General features: G+C 45.6%; 19 protein-coding genes and 1 pseudogene. 8 read left to right on the forward strand and 12 right to left on the reverse strand.

The window, feature by feature from the left end:
- Positions 1–38: 38 nt before the first annotated feature.
- On the reverse strand, positions 39–1,376 hold the full coding sequence (gene trkA / locus OCV81_RS09590) for a Trk system potassium transporter TrkA (protein WP_022354883.1): 1,338 nt from the start codon (positions 1,374–1,376) through the stop codon (positions 39–41).
- Entirely contained in the window at positions 1,373–3,280 is a 1,908-nt protein-coding gene (dxs, locus tag OCV81_RS09595; RefSeq protein WP_148329816.1) for a 1-deoxy-D-xylulose-5-phosphate synthase, read from the reverse strand. Before dxs ends, trkA begins: the two co-directional genes overlap by 4 nt.
- Before the next feature lie 84 nt (positions 3,281–3,364).
- Between dxs and OCV81_RS09600 the strand changes: the two genes are divergently transcribed.
- Complete coding sequence (locus tag OCV81_RS09600; protein WP_148329817.1) at positions 3,365–4,351, forward strand: GSCFA domain-containing protein; 987 nt, start codon at positions 3,365–3,367, stop codon at positions 4,349–4,351.
- Positions 4,327–6,792 (forward strand): bifunctional UDP-N-acetylmuramoyl-tripeptide:D-alanyl-D-alanine ligase/alanine racemase, encoded by a 2,466-nt coding sequence (locus OCV81_RS09605; protein ID WP_148329818.1) that lies wholly within the window; start codon positions 4,327–4,329, stop codon positions 6,790–6,792. Before OCV81_RS09600 ends, OCV81_RS09605 begins: the two co-directional genes overlap by 25 nt.
- A gap of 106 nt (positions 6,793–6,898) precedes the next feature.
- Here OCV81_RS09605 and OCV81_RS09610 read toward each other — a convergent pair whose 3' ends face one another.
- From OCV81_RS09610 to topA, 8 genes are all read right to left on the reverse strand, one after another.
- Positions 6,899–7,501 carry a lysine exporter LysO family protein gene (locus OCV81_RS09610; RefSeq protein WP_148329819.1) on the reverse strand — a complete coding sequence of 201 codons (603 nt, stop codon included), beginning with the start codon at positions 7,499–7,501 and terminating at the stop codon, positions 6,899–6,901.
- Complete coding sequence (locus OCV81_RS09615; RefSeq protein WP_022354888.1) at positions 7,498–7,776, reverse strand: LysO family transporter; 279 nt, start codon at positions 7,774–7,776, stop codon at positions 7,498–7,500. The genes OCV81_RS09610 and OCV81_RS09615 overlap by 4 nt, the downstream gene beginning before the upstream one ends.
- A gap of 248 nt (positions 7,777–8,024) precedes the next feature.
- A complete protein-coding gene (locus OCV81_RS09620; RefSeq protein WP_148329820.1) occupies positions 8,025–8,504 on the reverse strand; it encodes a hypothetical protein in 480 nt (159 codons plus the stop codon).
- Complete coding sequence (locus OCV81_RS09625; RefSeq protein WP_148329821.1) at positions 8,494–9,003, reverse strand: RNA polymerase sigma factor; 510 nt, start codon at positions 9,001–9,003, stop codon at positions 8,494–8,496. The genes OCV81_RS09620 and OCV81_RS09625 overlap by 11 nt, the downstream gene beginning before the upstream one ends.
- Before the next feature lie 64 nt (positions 9,004–9,067).
- Positions 9,068–9,841, reverse strand: a complete 774-nt coding sequence (gene argB / locus OCV81_RS09630) for an acetylglutamate kinase (RefSeq protein ID WP_022354891.1) — start codon at positions 9,839–9,841, stop codon at positions 9,068–9,070.
- A 15-nt stretch (positions 9,842–9,856) separates the two neighbouring features.
- Positions 9,857–11,749, reverse strand: coding sequence for a biosynthetic arginine decarboxylase (gene speA, locus OCV81_RS09635; RefSeq protein ID WP_148329822.1), 1,893 nt, complete (start codon positions 11,747–11,749; stop codon positions 9,857–9,859).
- Positions 11,750–11,780: 31 nt separating this feature from the next.
- The gene (locus tag OCV81_RS09640; RefSeq protein ID WP_148329823.1) at positions 11,781–12,305 is read right to left on the reverse strand and encodes a shikimate kinase; all 525 of its coding nucleotides are present in this window, start codon (positions 12,303–12,305) and stop codon (positions 11,781–11,783) included.
- Entirely contained in the window at positions 12,302–14,632 is a 2,331-nt protein-coding gene (gene topA, locus OCV81_RS09645) for a type I DNA topoisomerase (protein WP_148329824.1), read from the reverse strand. Before topA ends, OCV81_RS09640 begins: the two co-directional genes overlap by 4 nt.
- A 123-nt stretch (positions 14,633–14,755) precedes the next feature.
- Here topA and OCV81_RS09650 point away from each other — a divergent pair, with 123 nt between their 5' ends.
- The 4 genes and pseudogenes from OCV81_RS09650 to OCV81_RS09670 all read left to right on the forward strand — a co-directional run bounded on the left by OCV81_RS09650 (position 14,756) and on the right by OCV81_RS09670 (position 19,287).
- Positions 14,756–15,166 (forward strand): hypothetical protein, encoded by a 411-nt coding sequence (locus tag OCV81_RS09650; RefSeq protein WP_148329825.1) that lies wholly within the window; start codon positions 14,756–14,758, stop codon positions 15,164–15,166.
- Between the two features lie 415 nt (positions 15,167–15,581).
- On the forward strand, positions 15,582–16,973 hold the full coding sequence (locus OCV81_RS09655) for a PTS galactitol transporter subunit IIC (protein WP_022354896.1): 1,392 nt from the start codon (positions 15,582–15,584) through the stop codon (positions 16,971–16,973).
- A gap of 24 nt (positions 16,974–16,997) precedes the next feature.
- The gene (kduI, locus tag OCV81_RS09660) at positions 16,998–17,918 is read left to right on the forward strand and encodes a 5-dehydro-4-deoxy-D-glucuronate isomerase (protein ID WP_148329826.1); all 921 of its coding nucleotides are present in this window, start codon (positions 16,998–17,000) and stop codon (positions 17,916–17,918) included.
- A 242-nt stretch (positions 17,919–18,160) separates the two neighbouring features.
- A pseudogene (locus tag OCV81_RS09670) lies at positions 18,161–19,287 on the forward strand (IS4 family transposase).
- 128 nt (positions 19,288–19,415) lie between these two features.
- Here OCV81_RS09670 and OCV81_RS09675 read toward each other — a convergent pair.
- Positions 19,416–20,624 (reverse strand): tyrosine-type recombinase/integrase, encoded by a 1,209-nt coding sequence (locus tag OCV81_RS09675; RefSeq protein ID WP_148329827.1) that lies wholly within the window; start codon positions 20,622–20,624, stop codon positions 19,416–19,418.
- Between the two features lie 1,391 nt (positions 20,625–22,015).
- Between OCV81_RS09675 and OCV81_RS09680 the strand changes: the two genes are divergently transcribed.
- Both OCV81_RS09680 and OCV81_RS09685 read left to right on the forward strand, forming a co-directional pair.
- Positions 22,016–22,222, forward strand: a complete 207-nt coding sequence (locus OCV81_RS09680; protein ID WP_262640302.1) for a hypothetical protein — start codon at positions 22,016–22,018, stop codon at positions 22,220–22,222.
- Complete coding sequence (locus OCV81_RS09685; protein WP_148329828.1) at positions 22,188–22,448, forward strand: DUF4099 domain-containing protein; 261 nt, start codon at positions 22,188–22,190, stop codon at positions 22,446–22,448. The genes OCV81_RS09680 and OCV81_RS09685 overlap by 35 nt, the downstream gene beginning before the upstream one ends.
- A 625-nt stretch (positions 22,449–23,073) precedes the next feature.
- On the opposite strand, the gene tatC is transcribed toward OCV81_RS09685, so the two are convergent.
- The gene (tatC, locus tag OCV81_RS09690; protein WP_148329829.1) at positions 23,074–23,664 is read right to left on the reverse strand and encodes a twin-arginine translocase subunit TatC; all 591 of its coding nucleotides are present in this window, start codon (positions 23,662–23,664) and stop codon (positions 23,074–23,076) included.
- Positions 23,665–23,714: the final 50 nt, after the last annotated feature.

Raw genomic sequence — 23,714 nt, forward strand, 5'->3', positions numbered from 1 at the left:
CTTCTTTGTCCACTTTTTTTCCTTCTAAAAACTACATTTTAGAAATACTTTTCCAATTTCTTGATCATCATTCCCAGACAGAATACCACAACGTGGTCATTTTCCTGAATCATGGTATTACCGGTTACCAATATACCTTCTCCATTCCGGATCAATCCTCCGATAGTCGCTCCCTTGGGAAGTCCCAAATCCTTTACAGCCTGCTTGGTTATCTTGGCCCCCGGCTTCACCGTGAACTCGGCCACATCTGCATTGGCAAAGGTCAGACATTTCACATTCGACACATCTGCATCAAGCATCATCTGATAAATATGGCTGGCTGCAATAAACTTCTTATTGATGACTGTTCCGATATCCAGACTTTCGGCCATACTGATGTAGTCCACGTTTTCTACTTCAGCCACCGTCTTAGTCACTCCCATGCGCTTGGCTGCCAGACATGCCAGAATATTGGTTTCCGAATTACCGGTCAACGCGACAAAGGCTTCCGTATTCTTGATGCCTTCCTCCAGCAACAGCTGCATATCGCGTCCATCGCCATTAATGACCATCACTCCGTCGTCCACCAGTTCCGTCAACCGGTTACAGCGGGCAATATCGCTTTCTATAATTTTAGTCTTCATGTATTCCGGCATGTACTGCACGGTACGTACGGCAATCCGGCTTCCTCCCATGATCATCACGTTCCGCACATCGGCCTCATTCTCCTTCCCGGAAATCTTACGGATATAAGGAATGTATTTCTTCGTAGTCGTAAAATAAACGATATCATTCAACTTTATCACATCGTCTCCACGCGGAATAATGGTTTCATTCCCTCGCTTAATGGCCACGATGTGGAACGGTATATTTCGCCCTCCCAGTTCATGCAAAGGTACATTCAGAATTTCTGCCTGTTCACGCAACTTCGTTCCCAAAAGCACCAACGCTCCTCCGGCAAACTCCCACCACTGACGAATCCAACTCATCTTTACAGCGTCGACAATGTCACGTGCGGCCAGCATTTCCGGATAAATCAAGGAATGAACCCCCAGCTTGGCAAAAAATTCCTTATGTTTGGGAAGCAGATATTCATAATTGTCTATTCGCGCCACCGTTTTCTTGGCTCCCAGACTGGTAGCAAGCATACACGCCGTCATGTTACGGCTTTCATCGGGCATAACCCCGATAAACAAGTCGGCTCCTGCCACTCCGGCCTCTTTCAATCCGTTGATTGACGTCGGCGACAAATTGACAGTCATAAGGTCCAGGTTGCTTCCCATGGCGCTCAGTTTGCTCTCGTCCTCATCCATCAAGATGATATCCTGCTTCTCACCCGACAGCAGTTTCGCCAGATGGGTACCTACAGCTCCGGCCCCTGCAATAATAATCTTCATATCTTTATTATCTGAGTGATTGTGTGATATATACTTTCCTCATCAATGCCACAGATGGCATACAAATCGTTGACCGGACCATGCTGTACAAAACGGTCAGGAAGTCCCAGTCGTTTTACAGACGGATGGTAACCATGGTCGCTCATGAACTCAAGTATGGCACTGCCCATTCCTCCATTCCGTACTCCATCTTCTACGGTCAGAATGCGACTGAATTTCTGTCCTACCTCATGCAACAAATCTTCATCCAACGGTTTCAAGAAGCGCAAATCATAATGAGCAATGCTCATGCCCTGTTCTTTTTCGGCACGGGCTATCGCCGACGCTGCTTTGTTGCCTATCGGTCCGATTGTAATCACAGCCAAATCTGTTCCTTCTTTCAACCGGCGTCCTTTTCCTACTTCCACAGGTTCCAGCGGACATTTCCAGTCAACCAACACTCCCCTTCCGCGTGGATAACGAATCACAAACGGTCCGATATCCGGAAGCTGAGCCGTATACATCAGCCGGCGCAGTTCATGTTCATCGTAAGGAGAAGCAATCACCAAATTCGGTATCGGACGCAAATACGCCATGTCGAAAGCCCCATGATGCGTAGGACCGTCTTCTCCCACCAGTCCCGCACGATCCAGACAAAGCACGACATGAAGTTTCTGAATAGCCACGTCGTGAATGATATTGTCGTAGGCCCGTTGCATGAAAGAAGAATACACATTACAGAACGGCAGCAGACCTTCCTTCGCCATTCCTCCGGAGAAAGTCACGGCATGCCCTTCAGCAATACCCACATCGAAAACCCGGTCGGGCATCTCCTTCATCATGATATTCATCGAACAGCCAGAAGGCATGGCAGGGGTTACTCCTACAATTTTGTCGTTCTTACGGGCCAACTCCAGCAACGTATTGCCAAATACATCCTGAAACAAAGGCGGCATACCACTGGTGTCTACAACAATACGTTCCCCCGTCTCCTTATCGAAAATTCCCGGAGCATGCCATAAAGTAGCCGCCTCCTCCGCTGGCTTGAATCCCTTTCCTTTACGGGTATGAATGTGCAGAAGTTTCGGCCCTTTCATATCTTTTATCTCCCTCAGGACCCTTGTCAATGCCGTTACATCATGTCCGTCTACAGGACCAAAATAACGGATATTCAGTCCCTCGAAAATATTCTGCTGCTGCATCAGCATTGATTTCAGGCTGTTATTAAAACGAATCAGGCTTTTGCGACGTTCATCATTCAAGATTCCCCAGCTATAGAGCTTCTGTGACAATACGTTTCTCAACCGGTTATATCCTTCCGAAGTATGCAGGTTCAACAGATACTGCTTCATTCCTCCCACACTCCGGTCGATGGCCATATTGTTGTCATTCAAAATAATCAACAGATTATTGGGAGTGGAAGAAGCATTATTCAGCCCTTCGAATGCAAGTCCCCCACTCATGGAACCATCTCCAATGACAGCTACCACATGGCGGTTTTCTTCTCCTTTGCGCGCGGCTGCCACGGCCATTCCCAATGCGGCTGAGATGGAATTAGACGCATGCCCACAAGTGAATGTATCATATTCACTCTCGGCTGGCGAAGGGAAAGGACACAATCCGTTCAACTTCCGGTTTGTATAAAAACGGTCACGACGACCTGTCAGAATCTTATGTCCGTATGCCTGATGCCCCACATCCCACACGATGCGGTCGTAGGGAGTCTGATACACGTAATGAAGCGCCACGGTCAGTTCCACTACTCCCAGACTGGAGCCGAAATGGCCAGGATTACGCGATAATTCATCAATAATTTTATTTCGAAGTTGACTACAGACCTCTGGCAACGCCTCGACAGAAAGTTTCCGTAAATCTTCAGGGCTATCTATCTTATTCAGCAAATCGTATGAAGTTGGCTGTTCCATCCTTGTTCCACATTAACTTTAATCGTACAAAAATAGCACAAATATATATAATGTACTTACATTTGCAGTAAATTTTCTCTTGTCATGGAATTCAGAACCAAAGTAGAACTACCCCTCAAAGGACCCGAAATACATCACGCCGACCAGCTGATGATGTGGGGTTCCTGCTTTTCCGAACACATCGGGAACTTGCTGAGCGAGAATAAATTTACCTGTGACGTCAATCCTTTCGGAGTGTTATACAATCCGATATCCATCGCTTCTTCCATCCAACGACTGCTGGATGGCTTACCGTATCAGAAACAAGATTTGCATCAGGAGCAAGGACAATGGTACAGCCTGATGCACCACAGTTCTTTCTCGTCTGCCGATGTCACGGAATGCCTGGATAAAATCAATCAGCGCATCATGTCCGGCCACGAGCACCTGCTTCATGCCGACTGGCTTATCTTCACATGGGGCTCCTCATTTGTCTATACCTGGAAAGAAGATGGAAAAATCGTAGGCAACTGCCATAAACTGCCGGCTCGCCTGTTTGAACGACACATGATCAGCGCCGATGAAATCGCTACGGCCTATCTGCCATTGCTACAACAACTGCGCTCCCTCCGCCCTCACCTGCAATGCCTGTTTACAGTCAGCCCCATACGGCACCTCAAAGACGGACTGCATGGCAACCAACTCAGCAAAGCCAACCTCCTGCTGGCTGCCGACCAGATTTGCCGGGAACTGGATTTCTGCCACTATTTCCCTTCTTATGAAATCCTGATAGACGAACTGCGGGATTATCGTTTCTATGCCGACGACATGATGCATCCTAGTCCGCTTGCCATACAATACGTTTGGGAATGCTTCGGCAATTGCTATTTCAGTTCCTCCACTTTCTCCTTCATGAAAGAATGGGAAAAAATACGACGTGGACTGGCTCATAGACCTTTCAACCCCGAAACGGAAGCCCATCAAGCCTTTTTAAGTCAAATTCTGTTAAAGATAGAGGAGTTAAAAGAAAAATTCCCGTACTTAGACGTTCAAAAGGAAATAAAGTTATGTCAAGCACAATTGAAGAAATAACCTCCATCCTGGGGGCTGAACGCAAAGGAAACGCCCCCGCCACCATTGACTGGATACTTACAGACAGCCGGTCGCTGTGTTTTCCGGAAGAAACTCTGTTTTTTGCCTTGAAGACAAAACGTAACGACGGACATAAATACATCCCAGACCTTTACAAGAAGGGAGTACGCAATTTCGTCGTGAATGAAATACCTCAAACGGCTTCCTCCTACCAGGATGCCAATTTTCTGATTGTACCCAACCCACTGAAAAGTCTGCAACGCCTGGCTTCCAAGCACCGGGAACAGTTTCAGGTGCCGGTCATCGGCATCACGGGAAGTAATGGAAAAACGGTCGTCAAAGAATGGCTGTACCAGCTGCTCAGTCCGGACCGTGTCATTACCCGTTCTCCAAGAAGCTATAACTCCCAAATCGGTGTGCCTCTCTCCGTATGGCTCATGAACGAGCACACCGAGCTGGGCATCTTCGAAGCCGGTATCTCCGAAATGGGTGAGATGGAAGCCTTGCGCCCCATCATCCAACCGACCATCGGTATCCTGACCAACATCGGGGGTGCACATCAGGAAAATTTCTCTTCCCTGCAAGACAAATGCATGGAAAAGCTTCAGCTCTTTAAGGACTGTGACGTCATTGTGTATAACGGCGACAACGAACTCATTGCCAGCTGTGTCACCAAATCATTGTTTACAGCGCGTGAAATTGCCTGGTCGACCAAAGACTCCGAACGTCCGCTCTTCATCGAAAAAATACTGAAAGACGATACAGGTACTACCATCAAATACCGCTACCTGGGATTCTTCAAAGAATACCGGATTCCGTTCATTGACGATGCTTCCATCGAAAACTCACTCCACTGTCTGGCCGTAGCCCTCTACCTGATGGTACCACCCGAAACCATCGCAGAGCGTATGCTCCATCTGGAACCCATTGCCATGCGTCTGGAAGTGAAAGAAGGGAAAAACGGCTGTACACTGATTAATGACAGCTACAACTCCGACTTTGCTTCGCTCGACATCGCTCTGGATTTCATGATGAGACGCTCGGAGGACAAAAACCGCAAACGCACATTGATTCTGTCGGACATGCTGGAGAGTGGACAGACCAGCAAACTGCTCTACAGGCAGGTAGCCGACTTGGTGCACAGCCGGAAAGTAGACCATATCATCGGAGTGGGCGAAGAAATCTCCGCAGCAGCCAATCGATTTGAAATTCAAAAAGATTTCTTTCCGAACACCGCCGAACTTCTGAACTCGGGATTGCTTCACCAATTGCACAACGAAGACATTTTGATAAAAGGGGCCCGTGTGTTCCATTTCGATGACATTACCGACGCACTCGAATTGAAAGTGCACGAAACCATCCTGGAAATAAACCTGAACGCACTGGTAGACAACCTGAACCATTACCGGAACAAGCTGAAACCGGGAGTCAAGATGGTTTGTATGGTAAAGGCCTCAGCCTATGGAGCCGGTTCTTTCGAAATTGCCAAGACACTGGAAGACCAGCGAGTGGATTATTTGGCTGTAGCCGTAGCCGATGAAGGAGCCGATTTGCGCAAAGCCGGCATCAACAGCTCCATCATGATTATGAACCCGGAAATTACGGCCTTCAAGACCATGTTCGACTACCGCCTGGAACCGGAAGTATACAGTTTCCATCTGCTGGAGGAACTGATTAAGGCAGCTGAACGGGAAGGAGTGAGCAATTTCCCGATTCACATCAAGATTGATACGGGCATGCACCGCTTGGGATTTGCCCCTGAGGAAATGCCTCAACTGGTACAACGCCTGCAAAAGCAGAGTGCGGTCATTCCCCGTTCCGTATTCTCACATCTGGTAGGAAGTGACGCAGAACGGTTTGATGCCTTCACCCGTCATCAGATAGAGACCTTCGAAGCCGCTTCTACCGTACTTCAGCAAGGTTTCAAACACAAGATTATCCGTCATATCTGCAACACGGCAGGAATCGAACGTTATCCGGGTGCACAGTTTGACATGGTACGTCTGGGAATCGGACTCTACGGCATCGACCCGTTTACCAACAAGATGCTGCACAATGTCACCACCCTGAAGACCACCATCCTGCAAATTCACGATGTGCCTGCTGACGACACCGTAGGCTACAGCCGGAAAGGAATTCTCACACGCGATTCCCGCATCGCTGCCATTCCTATCGGATATGCCGACGGCTTGAACCGTCATCTGGGCAACGGACATGGCTATTGCTTGGTCAACGGACAAAAGGCACCCTACGTGGGAAACATCTGTATGGATGTGTGCATGATTGATGTCACAGACATCGACTGCAAGGAAGGCGATAAAGCCATCATTTTCGGCGATGAGCTTCCAGTCACTGTCTTGTCGGATATTCTCGATACCATTCCGTATGAGATTCTGACAAGCGTTTCCAACCGTGTAAAGAGAGTGTACTATCAGGACTGATTGAAATCGGATAGATACCGAAAATATACAGCCTCCGGCACAGGACTTCATTCCTTTGCCGGAGGCTGTGCTTTATTTACAAGCGATTTTGAACTCATGCCATGGCTCAGATCGAACAAAAGAAGGTGACCAGAAACGGGACACTGAAATCGGTCACAAAGCCATGGAAAATCGAAACTACAACAAACTGCTGTCCTGCGCAACGGGTAATGATAGGCAATGTGGTATCCATGGTGGTGGCTCCGCCCGAGGCTATAGGCGCCAGATTGCCAAACCAACGGACCAGTAAAGGGGCACACAACAGCGTCATGATTTCACGGAAAATATTGGACAACAAGGCCACCGTGCCCAACTCCGGACCTTTATACTCCGTAATAAAAATACTGGACAAAGAATAATATCCCATGCCTGACCCTACCGCCATACAATCGGCCACACTGCGGTGAGGCAACAGAAGGCTTACCAATGCCGCCGCTCCCAAAGTCCCCAATATCGTAGCTATGGGAAGAAAAACCAACCTAGGATTCAATGCACGAAAATTTTTCAATGTCTGAGGATCATTCCCAATGCTCAATCCCACACTAAACATCAGGCCGCACAACACATAGAAGCTGACGCGACTCTCACCTATATCGAAAGGAAGCAGATGAAATGCCCCGCAAAAAGTTCCCAACACAAAGAAGCCTACAATAATCAAACTTCCCTTCATGTGTTTCCTCCTTTCCTTTTATACAGCCAATGCCACAATGCCCAAGCCAGTACACAACTGCCCAGCACACAAGCTAACGCAACGATAAAAGCTTCTCCTCCCAATGTGGGTAGTCCTTCCACAAGCCGGCGGTTACCTCCCACCTCGACTCCCAGCAGAAACAACAATACCCAAATCAGGCAAGTAATCACTTTACCTATCCATGAAAATTCCTGACGACGAAGCAGAGAGCCTACGGCTATTCCGCCCAACATCACACCTATCACTGTAAACATGTCAGTAGTCTCAAAATTTGCTGCAAAAATAACGAAAAAAAGTCGACTTATTCCTCACCTGCGGAAGAACAGATCTTTCCGAAGGTTCCACACAAAAGGCCAATAAAAAAGGATTACTGCTCACGCGGTAATCCTTTTTTATTGAGTTAGTAAATTTAATTTTGAGAGAATTGAAACTTCACAGCCTCGTTGTTGTTTTAAGTTTTAATAAGCACTAACTATTTATATAAAAGCAAATGAAAATGTTCTTATCTGTTGTTGTTCTCCTCCAGCCGAGGCTTAGGAGACGTTTCTTTCATCAGTGTCCTTACTGAATCGCCCTCATAAGCCACCTGTGGGTCAGCCTGACGATTCTCGAACTGATCATGTACATATACGATACCTGAAGCACCGTCGTCACCCGCAGCATGTTTTACCACACCGCCTAAGGTGAAAAGCAAAATCATCATGGCAGCTGCCTTGAACAACGGCATGAAACGTGTATGCAAGGTCAGACGTCTGGCTTTTACTACCGGACGTTCGATTTCTGCCAGCACCCGCTTGTCAAAATCTTCACCCAGCTTCATCTCGCCCGCTTCCTTCTGATAAGTAAACAAAGAACGGTAACGGCGCAAATGAGCGGGAAGTTCTTTCTGCTGAAAGAAAATCCGGAGAATCTGTTCTTCCTCAACTGAAGTTTCACAGTTCCAATAGCGTTCCAGAAGTTGTTCAATGTACTTATAGTCCATAATCGTTAATTTCGCTGTATTTTAGTTTGATACGCTGACGAGCGCGGAAAAGGTTCACTTTCACTTGCTCTTCTGTCACCCCCAGCACATCCGCAATTTCTCTATAACTCTTACCCTCAATATCCCTGAGCTGTACGATGGTTCGCTGCTTCTCAGGAAGTTCGTTTATCAGCCTGTGCACCAGCCGGAACTGTTCGTTGCGTTCCATTTGGCTTTCAGGAGTCAATGCATCCGGCATTTCCTGCGTTTCAGGAGTCAGCTCCAAGTTCTGCGCCTCTTTTTTCTGACTCCGGTCGATGGCCAGATTGCGGACAACCGTCAGGCAATAGGCTTCGATGGATTCCAGTTGCGCCCACTCCTCGCGTTTGCTCCACACTTTAATCAGTGCATCCTGAACAATGTCTTCCGCTTCCGCCCGATTGAACGTAATGCGCAGGGCCAGTCTGAAAAGCTTGTCCTTCAGCGGTAGGATATCGTCACGAAAACTGATTTCTTGCATTGCTTTCTATAATAATGACGGGTGAGTTACCTAAAAGTTACACCCACCCGTCGATTTTTTTCAATTATTTTCTGATAATGGTTCCCGAGTCCTTGTGAATGGCTGATGCTAAGGTGATTACAACCTGCGACACTCCGGCATCCAAGGCTGAAAAAGAATTTTCCAGCTTGGGAATCATGCCTCCTTGTATGACACCCTCGTCCACGTAGCGCTTGAATAAGTCGGGGGTCAGTACCGGAATCACGCTGTCATCGTCATTCTCGTCGCGCAGCACGCCTTTCTTTTCAAAACAATAGACCAGTGTCACCTCAAAATACTCAGCCAGGGCCTTTGCCGTTTCTCCGGCAATGGTGTCGGCATTCGTGTTCAGCAGGTTGCCGTGGCCGTCGTGCGTCAACGGTGCCATGACAGGCACTATCTGACGGTGAATCAGGTCGGTCAAAGCCGCTCCGTCCACCTTTTCCACGTCGCCCACATACCCGTAGTCGATATCCTTTACCGGACGTTTCACAGAACGGATGACGTTCATATCGGCTCCCGTCAATCCGACAGCATTCACCCCTCTTGCCTGCAAACCGGCCACGATATTCTTGTTGACCAAGCCTCCGTAGACCATGGTCACCACTTTCAAGGTATCGGCGTCGGTAATACGGCGACCGTTCACCATCCGGCTCTCAATACCCAATTGGGCGGCAATACGGGTAGCCGAACGGCCTCCACCGTGTACCAGCACCTTATAACCGGGCATGGAAGAAAAGTCGTTCAACAGCTGATTCAATGTATCAGGCTCTTCTACAATCTTTCCTCCTACCTTTATGACTGTCAGTTTCTCTTTCATATTTATCTCCCTATTTTACTCCAAGTAAGTATAACCGTACAATCCGGAACGGTAGTTGGCCAGGAATTCCTTTCCTTCTTCCAAGGAAATACGTCCTTCCTTCACCGACTTAGTGACCCAAGTTTCCAGTGTACGCACCAGTTTCTTCGGATTATACTGCACATAGTCGAGCACCTCGGCCACCGTTTCTCCGTCAATCACCTGATCGATGCTGTAACCCTTGTCGTCCACACTCACATGTACGGCATTCGTATCCCCGAACAGATTGTGCATATCTCCCAGGATTTCCTGATAAGCTCCTACCAGGAATACCCCGATATAATAAGACTCTTTCGACTTGATGGTATGTACCGGCAAATCGTGGGCCACGTTCCGGCTGGTCACGAAATTGGCAATCTTTCCGTCCGAGTCGCAGGTGATGTCTTGCAGCGTGGCCGTACGGTCGGGACGCTCGTCCAGACGCTGAATCGGCATAATCGGGAAAATCTGGTCGATGGCCCAGGAGTCTGGCAACGACTGGAACAACGAGAAGTTACAGAAATACTTGTCGGCCAGCAGTTTGTCCAGATTCCGGAATTCATCCGGCGCATGCTTCAGTCCCGAAGCAATCTGGTTGATTTCACGTGTTACCGACCAGTACATCCGTTCAATCTGTGCCCGCGTTTTCAAATCGACGATGCCGTGACTGAACAAGTCGAGCGATTCCTCACGAATCTGCTGTGCATCGTGCCATGCTTCCAGCATCCGGCTCTGGCTCAAGTTGTCCCAGATTTGATACAGTTCCTGCACCAGTTCATGGTCGTCCTTGCTTACCACGAAATCCTCGTCCATGGAAGGCAAAGAAGCGGTTTCCAGTACCTCAAAAATCAGGACGGAATGATGAGCCGTCAGCGAACGGCCGCTTTCCGTGATAATGTTCGGATGCGGAATGTTGTTCTTGTTGCTGGCATCCACCATGATGGAGATGGAGTCGTTCACGTATTCCTGGATGGAATAGTTCACGCTGCTCTCGCTATTGGAAGAACGGGTGCCATCATAATCCACGCCCAGTCCGCCACCGATGTCCACAAATTCTACCGGGAAACCCAACTGATGCAGCTGCACATAAAACTGGGACGCCTCACGCAAAGCCGTCTTGATACGGCGTATTTTAGTCACCTGACTACCTATGTGGAAATGAATCAGCTTCAAACAATCCTGCAAGTCTTTCTTTTCCAAGAAATCGAGAGCTTCCAGCAGTTCACTGGATGTCAAGCCAAACTTGCTGGCATCACCTCCACTTTCCTCCCACTTTCCACTTCCCGAAGAAGCCAGTTTAATCCGGATACCGATATTGGGACGCACGTTCAGCTGCTTGGCCATCTTGGCAATCAGACGCAACTCATTCAGCTTTTCCACCACCAAAAAAATCCGCTTACCCATCTTCTGTGCCAGCAAGGCCAGTTCAATGTAACTCTCGTCCTTATAACCGTTACAGATAATCAGCGAATCAGAATCCGTATTAATAGCAATTACGGCATGGAGTTCCGGCTTGGAACCCGCTTCCAGTCCCAGATTAAACTTTTTTCCATGACTGATAATTTCCTCCACCACCGGCCTCATCTGGTTCACCTTAATCGGATAAATGATGAAGTTCTGGGCTTGGTAACCATATTCTTCCGAAGCCTGACGAAAACAATTGGATATTTTCTCAATCCGGTTGTCCAGGATATCCGGGAAACGGACCAGCATAGGAGCCGTCACATCTCTCAACTGCAACTCGTCCACCAGTTCCTTCAAATCGACGGCCACCCCGTCCTTGCGTGGAGTTACTACCACATGACCTTTGTCATTGATACCAAAGTATGAAACGCCCCACCCCGTGATGTTGTAGAGCTCTTCAGAGTCTTCAATACGCCATTTTCTCATTTCACTACATAAAGTCTAGATTTATACTTCTTTAATTTATCAAGTTCTTCAAGCGGTTTACCGCCCTGTCAATCTGTGCATAACTTTCAAGTTCTTCCGCATTGAAACGCCACTTTGCCTTCGTATAATAAGGCAGCCGCTTTTCCAATGCCGAAACAATGACCTGCATCAGTTCTTCGTCCGTTTTGTTCGCCAACAACGGACGTTTGGCCTTTGCTATCTTTAAACGACGGAACAGTACCTCCGGACATACGTCCAGAAATACTGTCTCGCCTGTATTGTTCATATAATCCATGTTGTCGAAAAAGCAGGGAGTACCTCCTCCGCAGGCAATCAGCACATCTTCAAATTCACCTGCTTCGTGAAGCATCTTCCGCTCCAGTTGCCGGAACCCTTCCTCTCCCCTTTCCGCAAACAAATCGGAAATGGACTTGTGCATACGCTCTTCGATGTACCAGTCGAGGTCGACAAACTGCAGGCCGGCAGCCACACTGTAAGCTTTTCCCAGCGTAGTCTTTCCCGACCCCATGTAACCTATCAAGAAAACTCTTTTCATTTCTTTTTCCGTGCCGTAGTTTTCGTCTTACGCATCTCGGCTTTCTGGTTCTGCAAATCAATTACCTTAAAGCAAGCATCCAGACTCAAGTCAGCCGGATTTACATTTTCCGGAATCTTGTAGTTCTTCTTCTGATAAGCGATATAAGGTCCGTAGCGCCCGTTCAACACCTGCATATCGGGATTTTCCGGGAATTGCTTGATGACCTTTTGGGCATCTTTCTCTTTTTTCTCGCGCAGCATCTGCTCTGCTTCTTCCATCGTGACAGTCATCGGGTCCATACCTTTCGGGATAGACACGTACTCCTTGTCATGACGGACGTATGGGCCGAAACGTCCTACGCCCACCGATACGGCTTTGCCCTCCAGTTCACCCAATACGCGGGGCAGTTTGAACAATTCCAACGCCTCTTCCAGCGTAATCGTTTCCAAAGAATGTTCCTTGTTCAACTGGGCAAACTTAGGCTTCTCTTCATCTTCCGATGAACCAATCTGCACCACCGGTCCGAAGCGTCCGATTTTTACAGATACCGGCTTTCCGCTCACCGGATCCGTACCCAGCATGCGTTCGCCCACCTTATGTTCACTCTTGGTGGCCAATGTCGTTTCCACCAACGGATGGAAATCTTTGTAGAACACTTCCATCATGTCGGTCCATTTCTTTTCTCCTTCGGCCACCTCATCAAACTCCTTTTCCACACTGGCCGTAAAGTTATAATCCATAATCTTCGGGAAATACTGCATCAGGAAGTCATTGACCACACAACCTACGTCGGTCGGTATCAGTTTCGACTTTTCGCTTCCGCTCATTTCCGTCTGTACGGTTTCTTCTATTTCTTTTCCTGTCAGTTTCAGCAACGCATACTCCCGCTTCACGCCTTCCTTGTTGCCTTTTTCTACATACCCTCTTTGCTGGATGGTAGAAATGGTCGGTGCGTAAGTAGACGGACGACCGATACCCAGTTCCTCCAGTTTACGTACCAGGCTGGCTTCCGTGTAGCGGGCTGGAGCCTGACTGAAGCGCTGTACAGCCGAAATTTCTTCCCGCTGCAATACCTGTCCGACTTCCATCTTCGGCAGCCCCACTTTATCTTCCTGTTCCGTTTCGTCATCGAACGATTCCTTATAAACCTTCAGGAAGCCATCGAAAGTCACAACTTCGCCTACCGCCTGGAATTCATCGCTACACCCACTGATGGAGATGGTAGCCGTTGTTTTTTCCAGTTCCGCGTCTGCCATCTGCGAAGCCAGCGTACGCTTCCAAATCAGTTCATACAAGTGTACTTCCTGCGAGGTTCCTTCGATGGTTTCATTCGACATATAAGTCGGACGAATGGCTTCATGCGCTTCCTGTGCGCCCTTTGTCTTGGTCGCATACTGACGGGTATGTACATAACGTTCTCCCATCAGGTTAAGTATAGTATCACGGCTTGTTGTCAAGGCCAGTTCCGACAAGTTCACTGAATCGGTACGCATGTAGGTTATCAATCCGCTTTCGTACAGACGCTGTGCAATCATCATGGTCTGTGCCACAGTATAACCCAGCTTGCGTGCAGCCTCCTGCTGCAGCGTAGAAGTGGTGAAAGGAGGCGCCGGTGATTTCTTGACCGGACGGGTGGTAATATCTTCGATACGGAAAGTCGCATTCTTGCATTTTTCAAGGAATTCATGCGCTTCTTCCTTTGTCTTGAAACGACGGCCAAGCGTAGCCCGGACATTGGCCCCTTTTTCATCCCGGAAAACGGCCACTACCTTATAGGATACCTCACTTACGAATGCATTGATTTCCCGCTCGCGTTCCACAATCAGCCTTACGGCTACCGACTGTACACGACCGGCCGACAAAGCTGGCTTGATTTTTCGCCAAAGCACCGGCGACAATTCAAAACCCACAATACGGTCGAGTACGCGACGGGCCTGCTGGGCATTCACCAAATCAATGTTAATATGCCGCGGATGCTCTATTGCTTTCAGAATGGCAGTCTTGGTAATTTCGTGGAATACAATCCGTCGGGTCTTTTCCGGGTCCAGATGAAGCACTTCAAACAAATGCCATGAAATGGCCTCTCCCTCCCGGTCCTCATCGGATGCGAGCCATACCATATCGGCTTTCTCTGCTTCTTCTTTCAATTCGTCCACCAGTTTTTTCTTTTCTTCCGGTATCTCGTAAATCGGCTTGAAGTGGTCTTTCACATCAATACTGAACGCTTTCTGTTTCAAGTCGCGAATATGTCCGTAACTTGACAAAACTTTATAGCCCTTCCCCAAAAACTTTTCAATTGTCTTGGCTTTAGCCGGAGACTCCACTATGACGAGGTTATTTTGCATGATATTTTGTATTCCGTTTTTATATATTCCGCGACAAATGTAGAAAAAAAATTAAAACATACACGATAAACAAACTGAAAATAACTTACTTTGCAAGGCAATCAGCTTTTAACTACCTTTTTTATGAACCACAAAAGTATCAACAGTAACAAACAATTCATGATAGGCAACGGAATCCTGGCGTTCGGCGTATTCTTCATCGTTTGCCTTTTCCTCTATCTCGGTTTCCGCCACCAGCCTAAATCCGGCGACAAGACACAGACGTTTGAAGGGCTCTATGCCGTGGAAATCACACCATCTTTTGCTGGAGACAGCCTTTCCGTCTACCTCAACGACAGCCTGCTACTCAACACCACCATCCGGCAAGCTTCTGTCAAGTTCCAGGTGAAACGCTTTGCCGAAGAAAGCACCCTGATGGTTGTAGACAACCGTACCGATGAGGTAACTCCCTTCAACCTCAACCCGAACGGCAGCCAGGTACAGGTGGAAAAGAAAAACGGGAGAATCTTTATTCAGGAAACAGTAGAGGAATAAGCGATTTTCTCTCAATTCAAGTGCAATTTCTCTGTTTCACACTGTGGGATACAAAAACCACAGTGTGGGACACATATCTCACAGTGTGAAATATAAAAACCACACAGCCGGACAGAAAATTCCGTTTGACGTTTTTAACTAATTCCATCGTCATTCTCCTTTATGCGGCGAAGGCATTTCCGCAGTCCAAAAATCCGCAAGACTTTTTTATCCTTATTCAGATTGACACAAATAGCAGAACGATTCTTAAAGATAGTCCCACCGTGTGCGTAAACGAAAAAAATGTTATTAAATCAGCAAAGTTTCGAAAATAACAGTTTTTCAATTGGATATTAGAATAAAAGACTGTAATTTTGGGTCGAAATCATTTATTTTTAACCTAAATCCACATTAAAAAAAGGACAAAGAAAAAGACATGGAACAAGTTTTTAGCTATATCATCGGGCTCGGGGCAGCCGTGATGATGCCTATTCTGTTTACCATTCTAGGAGTATGTATCGGAATTAAATTCGGCAAGGCGCTGAAAAGCGGCCTGTTAGTCGGAGTAGGATTTGTAGGGCTCTCTGTGGTGACAGCCCTTTTGACCAGCAGCCTGGGGGAACCGTTGAAAAAGGTGACGGAAATTTATGGGCTGAGCCTGGGTATTTTTGATATGGGATGGCCTGCAGCCGCTTCTGTGGCCTACAACACTTCGGTGGGAGCCTTCATTATCCCGGTATGTTTGGGAGTAAACATTATCATGCTGTTAACCAAAACCACCAAAACTGTCAACATCGACTTGTGGAACTACTGGCATTTCGCTTTCATTGGGGCGGTAGTTTATTTTGCAACGGAAAATATCTGGTGGGGATTCTTCTCTGCCATCATCTGCTACATCATCACATTGATTATGGCCGACCTGACCTGCAAACAGTTCCAGTCTTATTACGAAAAAATGGACGGAATCTCTATCCCGCAGCCGTTCTGCCAGGGATTCGTACCGTTCGCTCTTGTTATCAATAAGGTACTCGACAAAATTCCGGGATTCGACAAGCTGAACATCGACGCTGAAGGCATGAAAAGAAAATTCGGTATCATGGGAGAACCTCTTTTCCTGGGAGTAGTTGTAGGCTGCGTCATCGGTGCTTTGGCCTGCAAGAACACAGACGAGCTGATTGACGGCATTCCGGCCATCCTGGGACTGGGTATCAAGATGGGAGCCGTCATGGAACTTATCCCGCGTATCACCTCCTTGTTCATCGAAGGTCTGCGCCCGATTTCCGACGCCACCCGCGAGCTGATTGCCCGCAAATTCAAGAACAGTGCAAGCCTGAACATCGGTATGAGTCCGGCACTGGTAATCGGTCATCCAACCACCTTGGTGGTTTCTCTGTTGCTGATTCCGGTGGCCCTGTTCCTGTCAGTCGTACTGCCCGGCAACCAATTCCTGCCGCTGGCTTCACTGGCTGGTATGTTCTACCTGTTCCCGGCCGTACTGCCTATCACCAAAGGTAACGTATTGAAGACCTTCCTGATCGGTCTGGTAGCTTTGATTGTCGGACTGTATTTCGTCACCGATCTGGCTCCGTTCTTTACACAAGCCGCTCAAGACGTATTTATCCGTACCAACGATACAGCCGTACAGATTCCGGAAGGATTCCAGGGAGGTGCCCTCGACTTTGCTTCCAGCATCTTCTCCTGGCTGATTTTCCATGCGGTCTACAACTTCAAGATTGTAGGCTCGGCCATCCTGGTTATCGTGGCTTTGGCCATGGCCATCTACAACCGCCGCCGCATCATCAAAGAAGCAAAACACATTGAAGAATAAGAACCAAATAACAAATAAACGCTTATGAAAAAATTAGCTATGGCTATGATGCTGGGTGTGGCAGCTCTCTCTGCAAATGCCCAGATTAACTACCGGATGCAGACTGCCTGCAATCCGCAAGATGTAAAGACATACGACACACAAAGACTGCGCAGCAGCTTCATGATGGAGAAAGTGCTGGTAGCCGATGAAATCAACGTAACTTATTCCATGTACGACCGCTTTATCTTCGGTGGTGCCATGCCGGTCAACAAGGAATTGTCTTTGGATACTATCGACCCGTTGAAAGCTCCCTACTTCCTGTTCAACCGGGAACTGGGTGTCATCAACATTGGCGGTGACGGTATCGTGACAGTAGACGGAAAAGAATATGAACTGAAATTCAAGGAAGCCCTCTATGTAGGACGCGGCAAGCAGAAAGTGACTTTCAAGAGCAAGGATGCCAGCAAACCGGCCAAGTTCTACATCAACTCTGCCATCGCCCACAAAGAATACAAAACACAGTGGGTTACCATCGACGGACGCAAAGGTTCTCTGAAAGCAAACTCTTTTGCAGCCGGTAAGATGGAAGAAAGCAACGACCGTGTCATCAACCAGCTGATTGTAAAAAATGTACTTCAGGAAGGTCCTTGCCAGTTGCAGATGGGTCTGACGGAACTGAAACCGGGTAGTGTATGGAACACCATGCCGGCCCACACACACAGCCGCCGTATTGAAGCTTACTTCTACTTCAACGTACCGGAAGGCAACATGATCTGCCACCTGATGGGAGAGCCGCAGGAAGAACGCCTGGTATGGCTGGCCAACGAACAGGCCATCATGTCACCGGAATGGTCTATCCACGCAGCTGCCGGAACCAGCAACTACATGTTCATCTGGGGTATGGCCGGTGAAAACCTTGACTATGGCGACATGGACAAAATCAAATACACAGAAATGAGATAACACACACTTCCACAAACAGGAAGTTTTCATACACAAATTCCACAGACTTGCACAGACTTCCCGAACTGGAAATCCGCAAAGTATGTGGAATTTGTCATTTCATTTTACCTATATGGTCACTACTGTCCCGTAAAAGTGGATAAATAGTTCTTTGAAATTATTGAAATATAGTCAATTACACGGTCTTTTGAAATGAAACGGACTTGATTTTGCAACTTTGCAGTTTAATACAAATGGCTGCTATGTTCCAAGACAAATACGTATTCTCTCAATTAACCGCTTTTCTGAACAGGACTCAGTTCAACAACTATGTTCGCAAGTATGATGGCAACAGATATGTGAAACATTTCACTTGCTGGAATCAGATGCTCGCGATGATGTTTGGACAACTGAGTAACCGTGAGAGCCTGCGAGACTTAATCGTTGCTTTCGAGGCGCATAGGGCCAAGCAATATCATCTTGGTTTAGGTCGTGAACCGATAGCCAAGACAACTCTTGCGACAGCCAACCATATATGATGAAGGAAGCCTGCGAGAAGCGGACGACCAACATCCTTGACATTTCTAGAAAGAAATATGCGTTTGATTCAACAACGATTCCGTTGTGTCTTGCAACATTCCCATGGGCAAAGTTCCGAAGCAAGAAAGGAGGAGTGAAAGCTCATGTCTTATACGACATTGAAGCACAAGTTCCTGCCTTCTATACTGTAACCACTGCCTCAAAGCATGATTCTACAGCGATGTCTTCAATCCATTATGAACCAAATGCTTATTATATATTCGACAGGGCTTATGACTCCTTTAAAGAGCTCTATAGGATACATCTTACAGACTCTTTCTTTGTTGTCAGGGCCAAGACGAACTTAAAATATAAGACAGTCAAATGGAAGCGGAGAATGCCAAAGAACATAACGACAGATGCGGAAGTGAAACTGACCGGTTATCTCTCCGGGAAGAAATATCCGGAGTCATTCAGACTCGTCCGATATTACGATGAAGAAGATGACCGTGAGCTCACTTTTCTGACGAATGCGAAACAACTTTCTGCATTGGATGTCGCCAATCTTTACAAGAAAAGATGGTTGATCGAGCTGTTCTTCAAATGGCTCAAGCAGCACCTCAAGATAAAGAAATTCTGGGGCACAACAGAGAACGCCGTCCGCATACAAATCAGTGTCGCTATTATCACATACTGTCTTGTGGCTATTGTCCAACATGATATGAAGTTGAAACGCTCTACCTATGAAGTTTTGCAAATTCTCAGCATATCATTGACAGACAAAACCCTCTTGCGTGACCTGTTCGACAAGACTAATTTCAATGATGTCAAAGATCTATATAATCCCATTATTCCGGGGCTATTTGATTAATTGTTTAACTCGTCCCATTTTAACGGGACACTAATGTTCTAGATTTAAGAAATAAAGGAAATAGTACAACTTGAAACATCTTAGTTCTGTTACTTCGCAACTGACCGACTATTCCTTCAATCATTATACTAAATGGCATCTATTATCATTTTATTTGCATCATCAATAAGTACATTGTCCAAAGATGCCAGATAAATACGCGTGGTACTCTCGGAAGTGTGTCCCATAGATTCACTGATGATTGATAAAGGGATGTTCAGGTTCCGAGCAATACTAGCCCATCCATGACGAGCGCAATAAGTTGTCAATTTAATAGGGCAACCGACCAGTTGGCCTATTATTTTCAAGTGTGCATTAATTCGATGTAACCCATTCTGATATTGTCGCCTTTCTTCGACGCCAGGCACATTGATTATAGGCAACAGATAAGGTGAACCGGCCACATGATATCGGTTGACAATTTCCTGCATCTGCGTTTCCCATTTTATACTAAGCAGCTGATTTGTCTTATGACGGAGATATTTTAAACAGCCATTCTGCAAGTTGTTCATTTTCAAATACGACAAGTCTACAAAAGATATCCCTCGAAGATAGAAACTAAGTAAAAAATAGTCACGTGACTCTTCCAGGATTGGAAACCTTGTCAAGTCCAATTGTTTTATTCTTTGAATAACTTCAGAAGATATTGCACGCTTGACGGTCTTTCGCACTCCAGTATAAACATGTTTAAAAAGATTTCGGCTTTCAGTCAGTTTCTTTTCAACCGCACGATTGTAGATTGCACGTAAGTTGCGCATATAAAAAGATACGGTATTCAGATTGAGTCCACAGTCTTCCAATAAATATGCCTCATACTCCTTTATCAAATCAGCATCCATCTCATCAAAACAAATATCCCCTTTTTCACCTCGAAATCTGAGAAAACTATTCTTTGAGGTTGTGTACGTCTCCGCGAGTCGTAGCTTTCCTATTGTTCTTAGATGTCGCGTAGTTTCATTTACAAAAGTGCAGAAACTCACCAAATTGCTATTTACTGATTTATAAGTATTTATTATATCATCTACAGAATAGGGTTTCCTTGATTGCTCCATGCGATTAATAATATTCTTTAGATGAAGAATATCCTTCTGTAGAAGTCTCTGAACATTGAAAAGATAACGATGTCGCTCAGTCCCTGATCCATAAAATTTTATATGCCCATTTTCCCACTCATCGGAATAGAGCTTATAACATGTACCCACCTCTCGCATTATGCGATTATGAATCAACCGGAAATAAAGAGTCCCCGGTTTCCCAATGACCTTAGAAGGTCTGAAATTTAACTTTATCGAAACCATACTCATGATATTAAAAAAATTAATATGACTTTATCTCAAGATATAAAAACAAAGCATTAATTCTTATGTTCATTTTCTTTTTCCATGTGTGACAAGATATAACGTATGCAAGGATGCATATAAATGGAGTTTTTTTATAAAATTAATCGGAAATCATAAATAAATCCTCAAAATCAACTATTTCGTAGGATTTATTAAGACCTTAGAATAATAAGCATTGGCATTCCGGCTTTTTGACGAACTTAAAAAGTCCAAATCCTGCTTTTCAAGCCGTCATTTTCCGGGAGAATGGTCTTTCAAACTTCCCCTTTCAGACGGATTCAAAAACGAATAGGCACAAAAAGAGACTTATCCTTGACTTTTCTACGTTTCCCACACAGGAAACATTTGTTTCCGGGCAAGGAACCGTATGTTTCACGAGGGGGAAACGTACGGCTCCAACCGGAGAAACATAAAAAACATTTCAGCATGAGGTACAATTCTACCCGGCGTTTTCCTGAGTATGATTTCAGGCCTAATAAAATTGAACCAAATCGGACAAAGCTTTAATATTCCACCTTCCCCGGAGATACTCCAAACCGCCGCTTGAATGCGCTGAAGAAATGCGAATGGTTTTAACAACAATTCGTATGCCTTGTCGTATAAGTTAATTCTTCTAATCTCATACTCTTCAGTACTTCCTTTTGTTGATTTCCTAGCTAGGGTATTGTCTGACTTTTATTTCAAACCATTCATTTTAACTGAGTTCTGGTTATTCCCAAACTTATAGCTTGTTTAAGCAATAGTAAATATTTTCTATCTATATCATTTATACTAAAAATTAAAGATAAGCTATTATATATCCACACCAGTTATCCCTTCCATCAAAGATAAATCCCAATCCTAATTTGCCAGCCGCATTTATTCCTTTTTTTCAGGAGAATTTTCCTTATGGCTTACGCCATGAAAATTCTCCTGAAAAAGAATACGGCGGCAAACGGATTGGAATTAAAGGAAAGATTACAGGGATTAACTGCGACCGACGTGACGCATAGCCGTAAATCAAAGGCGGCTATCCTTATATTCCATATATGACCCCACAAATACTGTGAAAATCCACCTTCCTCAATAACAAAACATAGAGTGCTTGTCAAATCCCGAGATAAGACAGGAATTTTAGTTCCCTCCGATCTGCATAGTCCGGTGGCTTCGCTATGCTTTTACCCCTACTCTTCCTACCACTTTTCATCCTTTTTCCTGCTGTTTCTACATTCTTTCCTATCTTCGCTATGACATTTGATGACGTCTAATGACATATAATTCCATTTGTTTGTAAATCAGATACTTAATCAATTTATCATCTTACATTTGGACTGTGAAACAAATCAAGTAGTCACTCAAAACAAAAGATTATGGTACAAGAAAACAGTCCTGATAAGGAAAAAAGGCAAGGCCGGACAAAGAAACCGGAAAAGCCTTATGTGGAACAAATTGACGAACTTTTGTTGGTACATAACAAGAATGACCCAAAGGAAGGTTTAGGAGCGGTCAGCAAGGCAGACGAGAAAGGCAATTATCAGACGCATGAACAAGACCAGTCATCATATCTACAGGGCTGAACAAATCGACTGGGAGAAACTGGAATCGGTAGGTATCAGCAGATTGCAAATTGAAAAGGACGGAAACATGGACCTGCTCCTTCAGGGAGAGGAGACCAATGTCATGTCCATTAAAATCAAGACTCCTGTATTTTCACTGACCATGGACGCCACACTCAGTCTGATTGAAGACGAGAATGGGAACCCGGTCATCAGTATAAATGGTAACAACCCTTCAGGTGAATAAATAAGAAACCATAATGTATCATCTCTCTTTCCATGCCGAAAGACTACGGAACCCAAAAGCTGTAAACGCAGACTGTCTGCATACGCTCCCATCTGATTGTTCCGCCAATCTCTGGCAGAAGTCAATCTTTCATTGAAATCCTGTATTTCATTTGTGATGTATGGAACTTGTACCGTCTCTTTCTTTCCAAATAACCCGGCAATTCCTTTCTTTTTCTGCGTTATTGTCTTCATCCGAACCGACTGTGTGGCTATTACAGGTAGTTCATTAGCAAGAATACTGTCGGACTCCACCCAGGATTGGACTGCTTTCATTATCCTGAACAGGTGTGTCTCTTTCGTCTCAAGCAGCACCCGTAAAGAGTCTATCTGAACAGGACGTAAGAAATTTCCACACCCGGATTTTATTTCAAGCAGAATACTGTCTGTTTTAAGACGCTGATAATGGTATCTGTTATAATCTGATTCATCCCATGCAATAACTGATTCGCCTAAAGTTGCCAACCTGGTAATATACAAATGAGCTCTATGAATATTTTCACGGGCATAATTCGTTTCATTTATAACGCCCTCAAACCTTCGAAAGCGGAAACGCTCGTTGACCATAACAACAGTCAGAAATAGAACTATAGTTTATCCTTTACAACATAAATACTTATTTCATACAACAACCAAATTGGCAATGCAACCAGCATAAGTGTGAATATATCTGATGTGGGTGTTATAATGGCAGCAATAATAAGAATAGCCACTATTGCATGTTTGCGGAAACGGCGCATAATAGTAGAATCCAACCAGCCCAAACGACCCAAAAGCCAACATAGTACCGGTAGTTCAAACACTATTCCCATCAATAAATTCATCATCATAAAAGTACCAATATAAGACTGTATAGAAATCATGTTTTCTACTTCACTACTGACCTGATAAGTTCCCAAGAAGCGCAAGGTCAATGGAAATATGAGAAAATAACCGAGCAAAACACCTATGAAAAACATTACATATCCGCCGGTTATGATTCCCAATGAATATTTCCGTTCCCGGTCATACAATGCTGGAGAAATGAACCGGAAAAGTTGATAGACGACATAAGGAGAGGCCAAGAGAAAACCGGCACAGACTGAGGTTTTCATGTGAATTATGAACTGTTCTGCAAGACCAGTATTTATCAACTTTATCATTGCTGTCCGGAGAAAATTCGCCAAAACAGCTATTATTAATTAATAATCAGTTAGTTACCAAGCTAATAAAATTTTTCGATTAGAAA

Origin of the sequence: Phocaeicola fibrisolvens, assembly GCF_025567125.1 — a bacterium.
Lineage (GTDB): Bacteria > Bacteroidota > Bacteroidia > Bacteroidales > Bacteroidaceae > Phocaeicola > Phocaeicola fibrisolvens.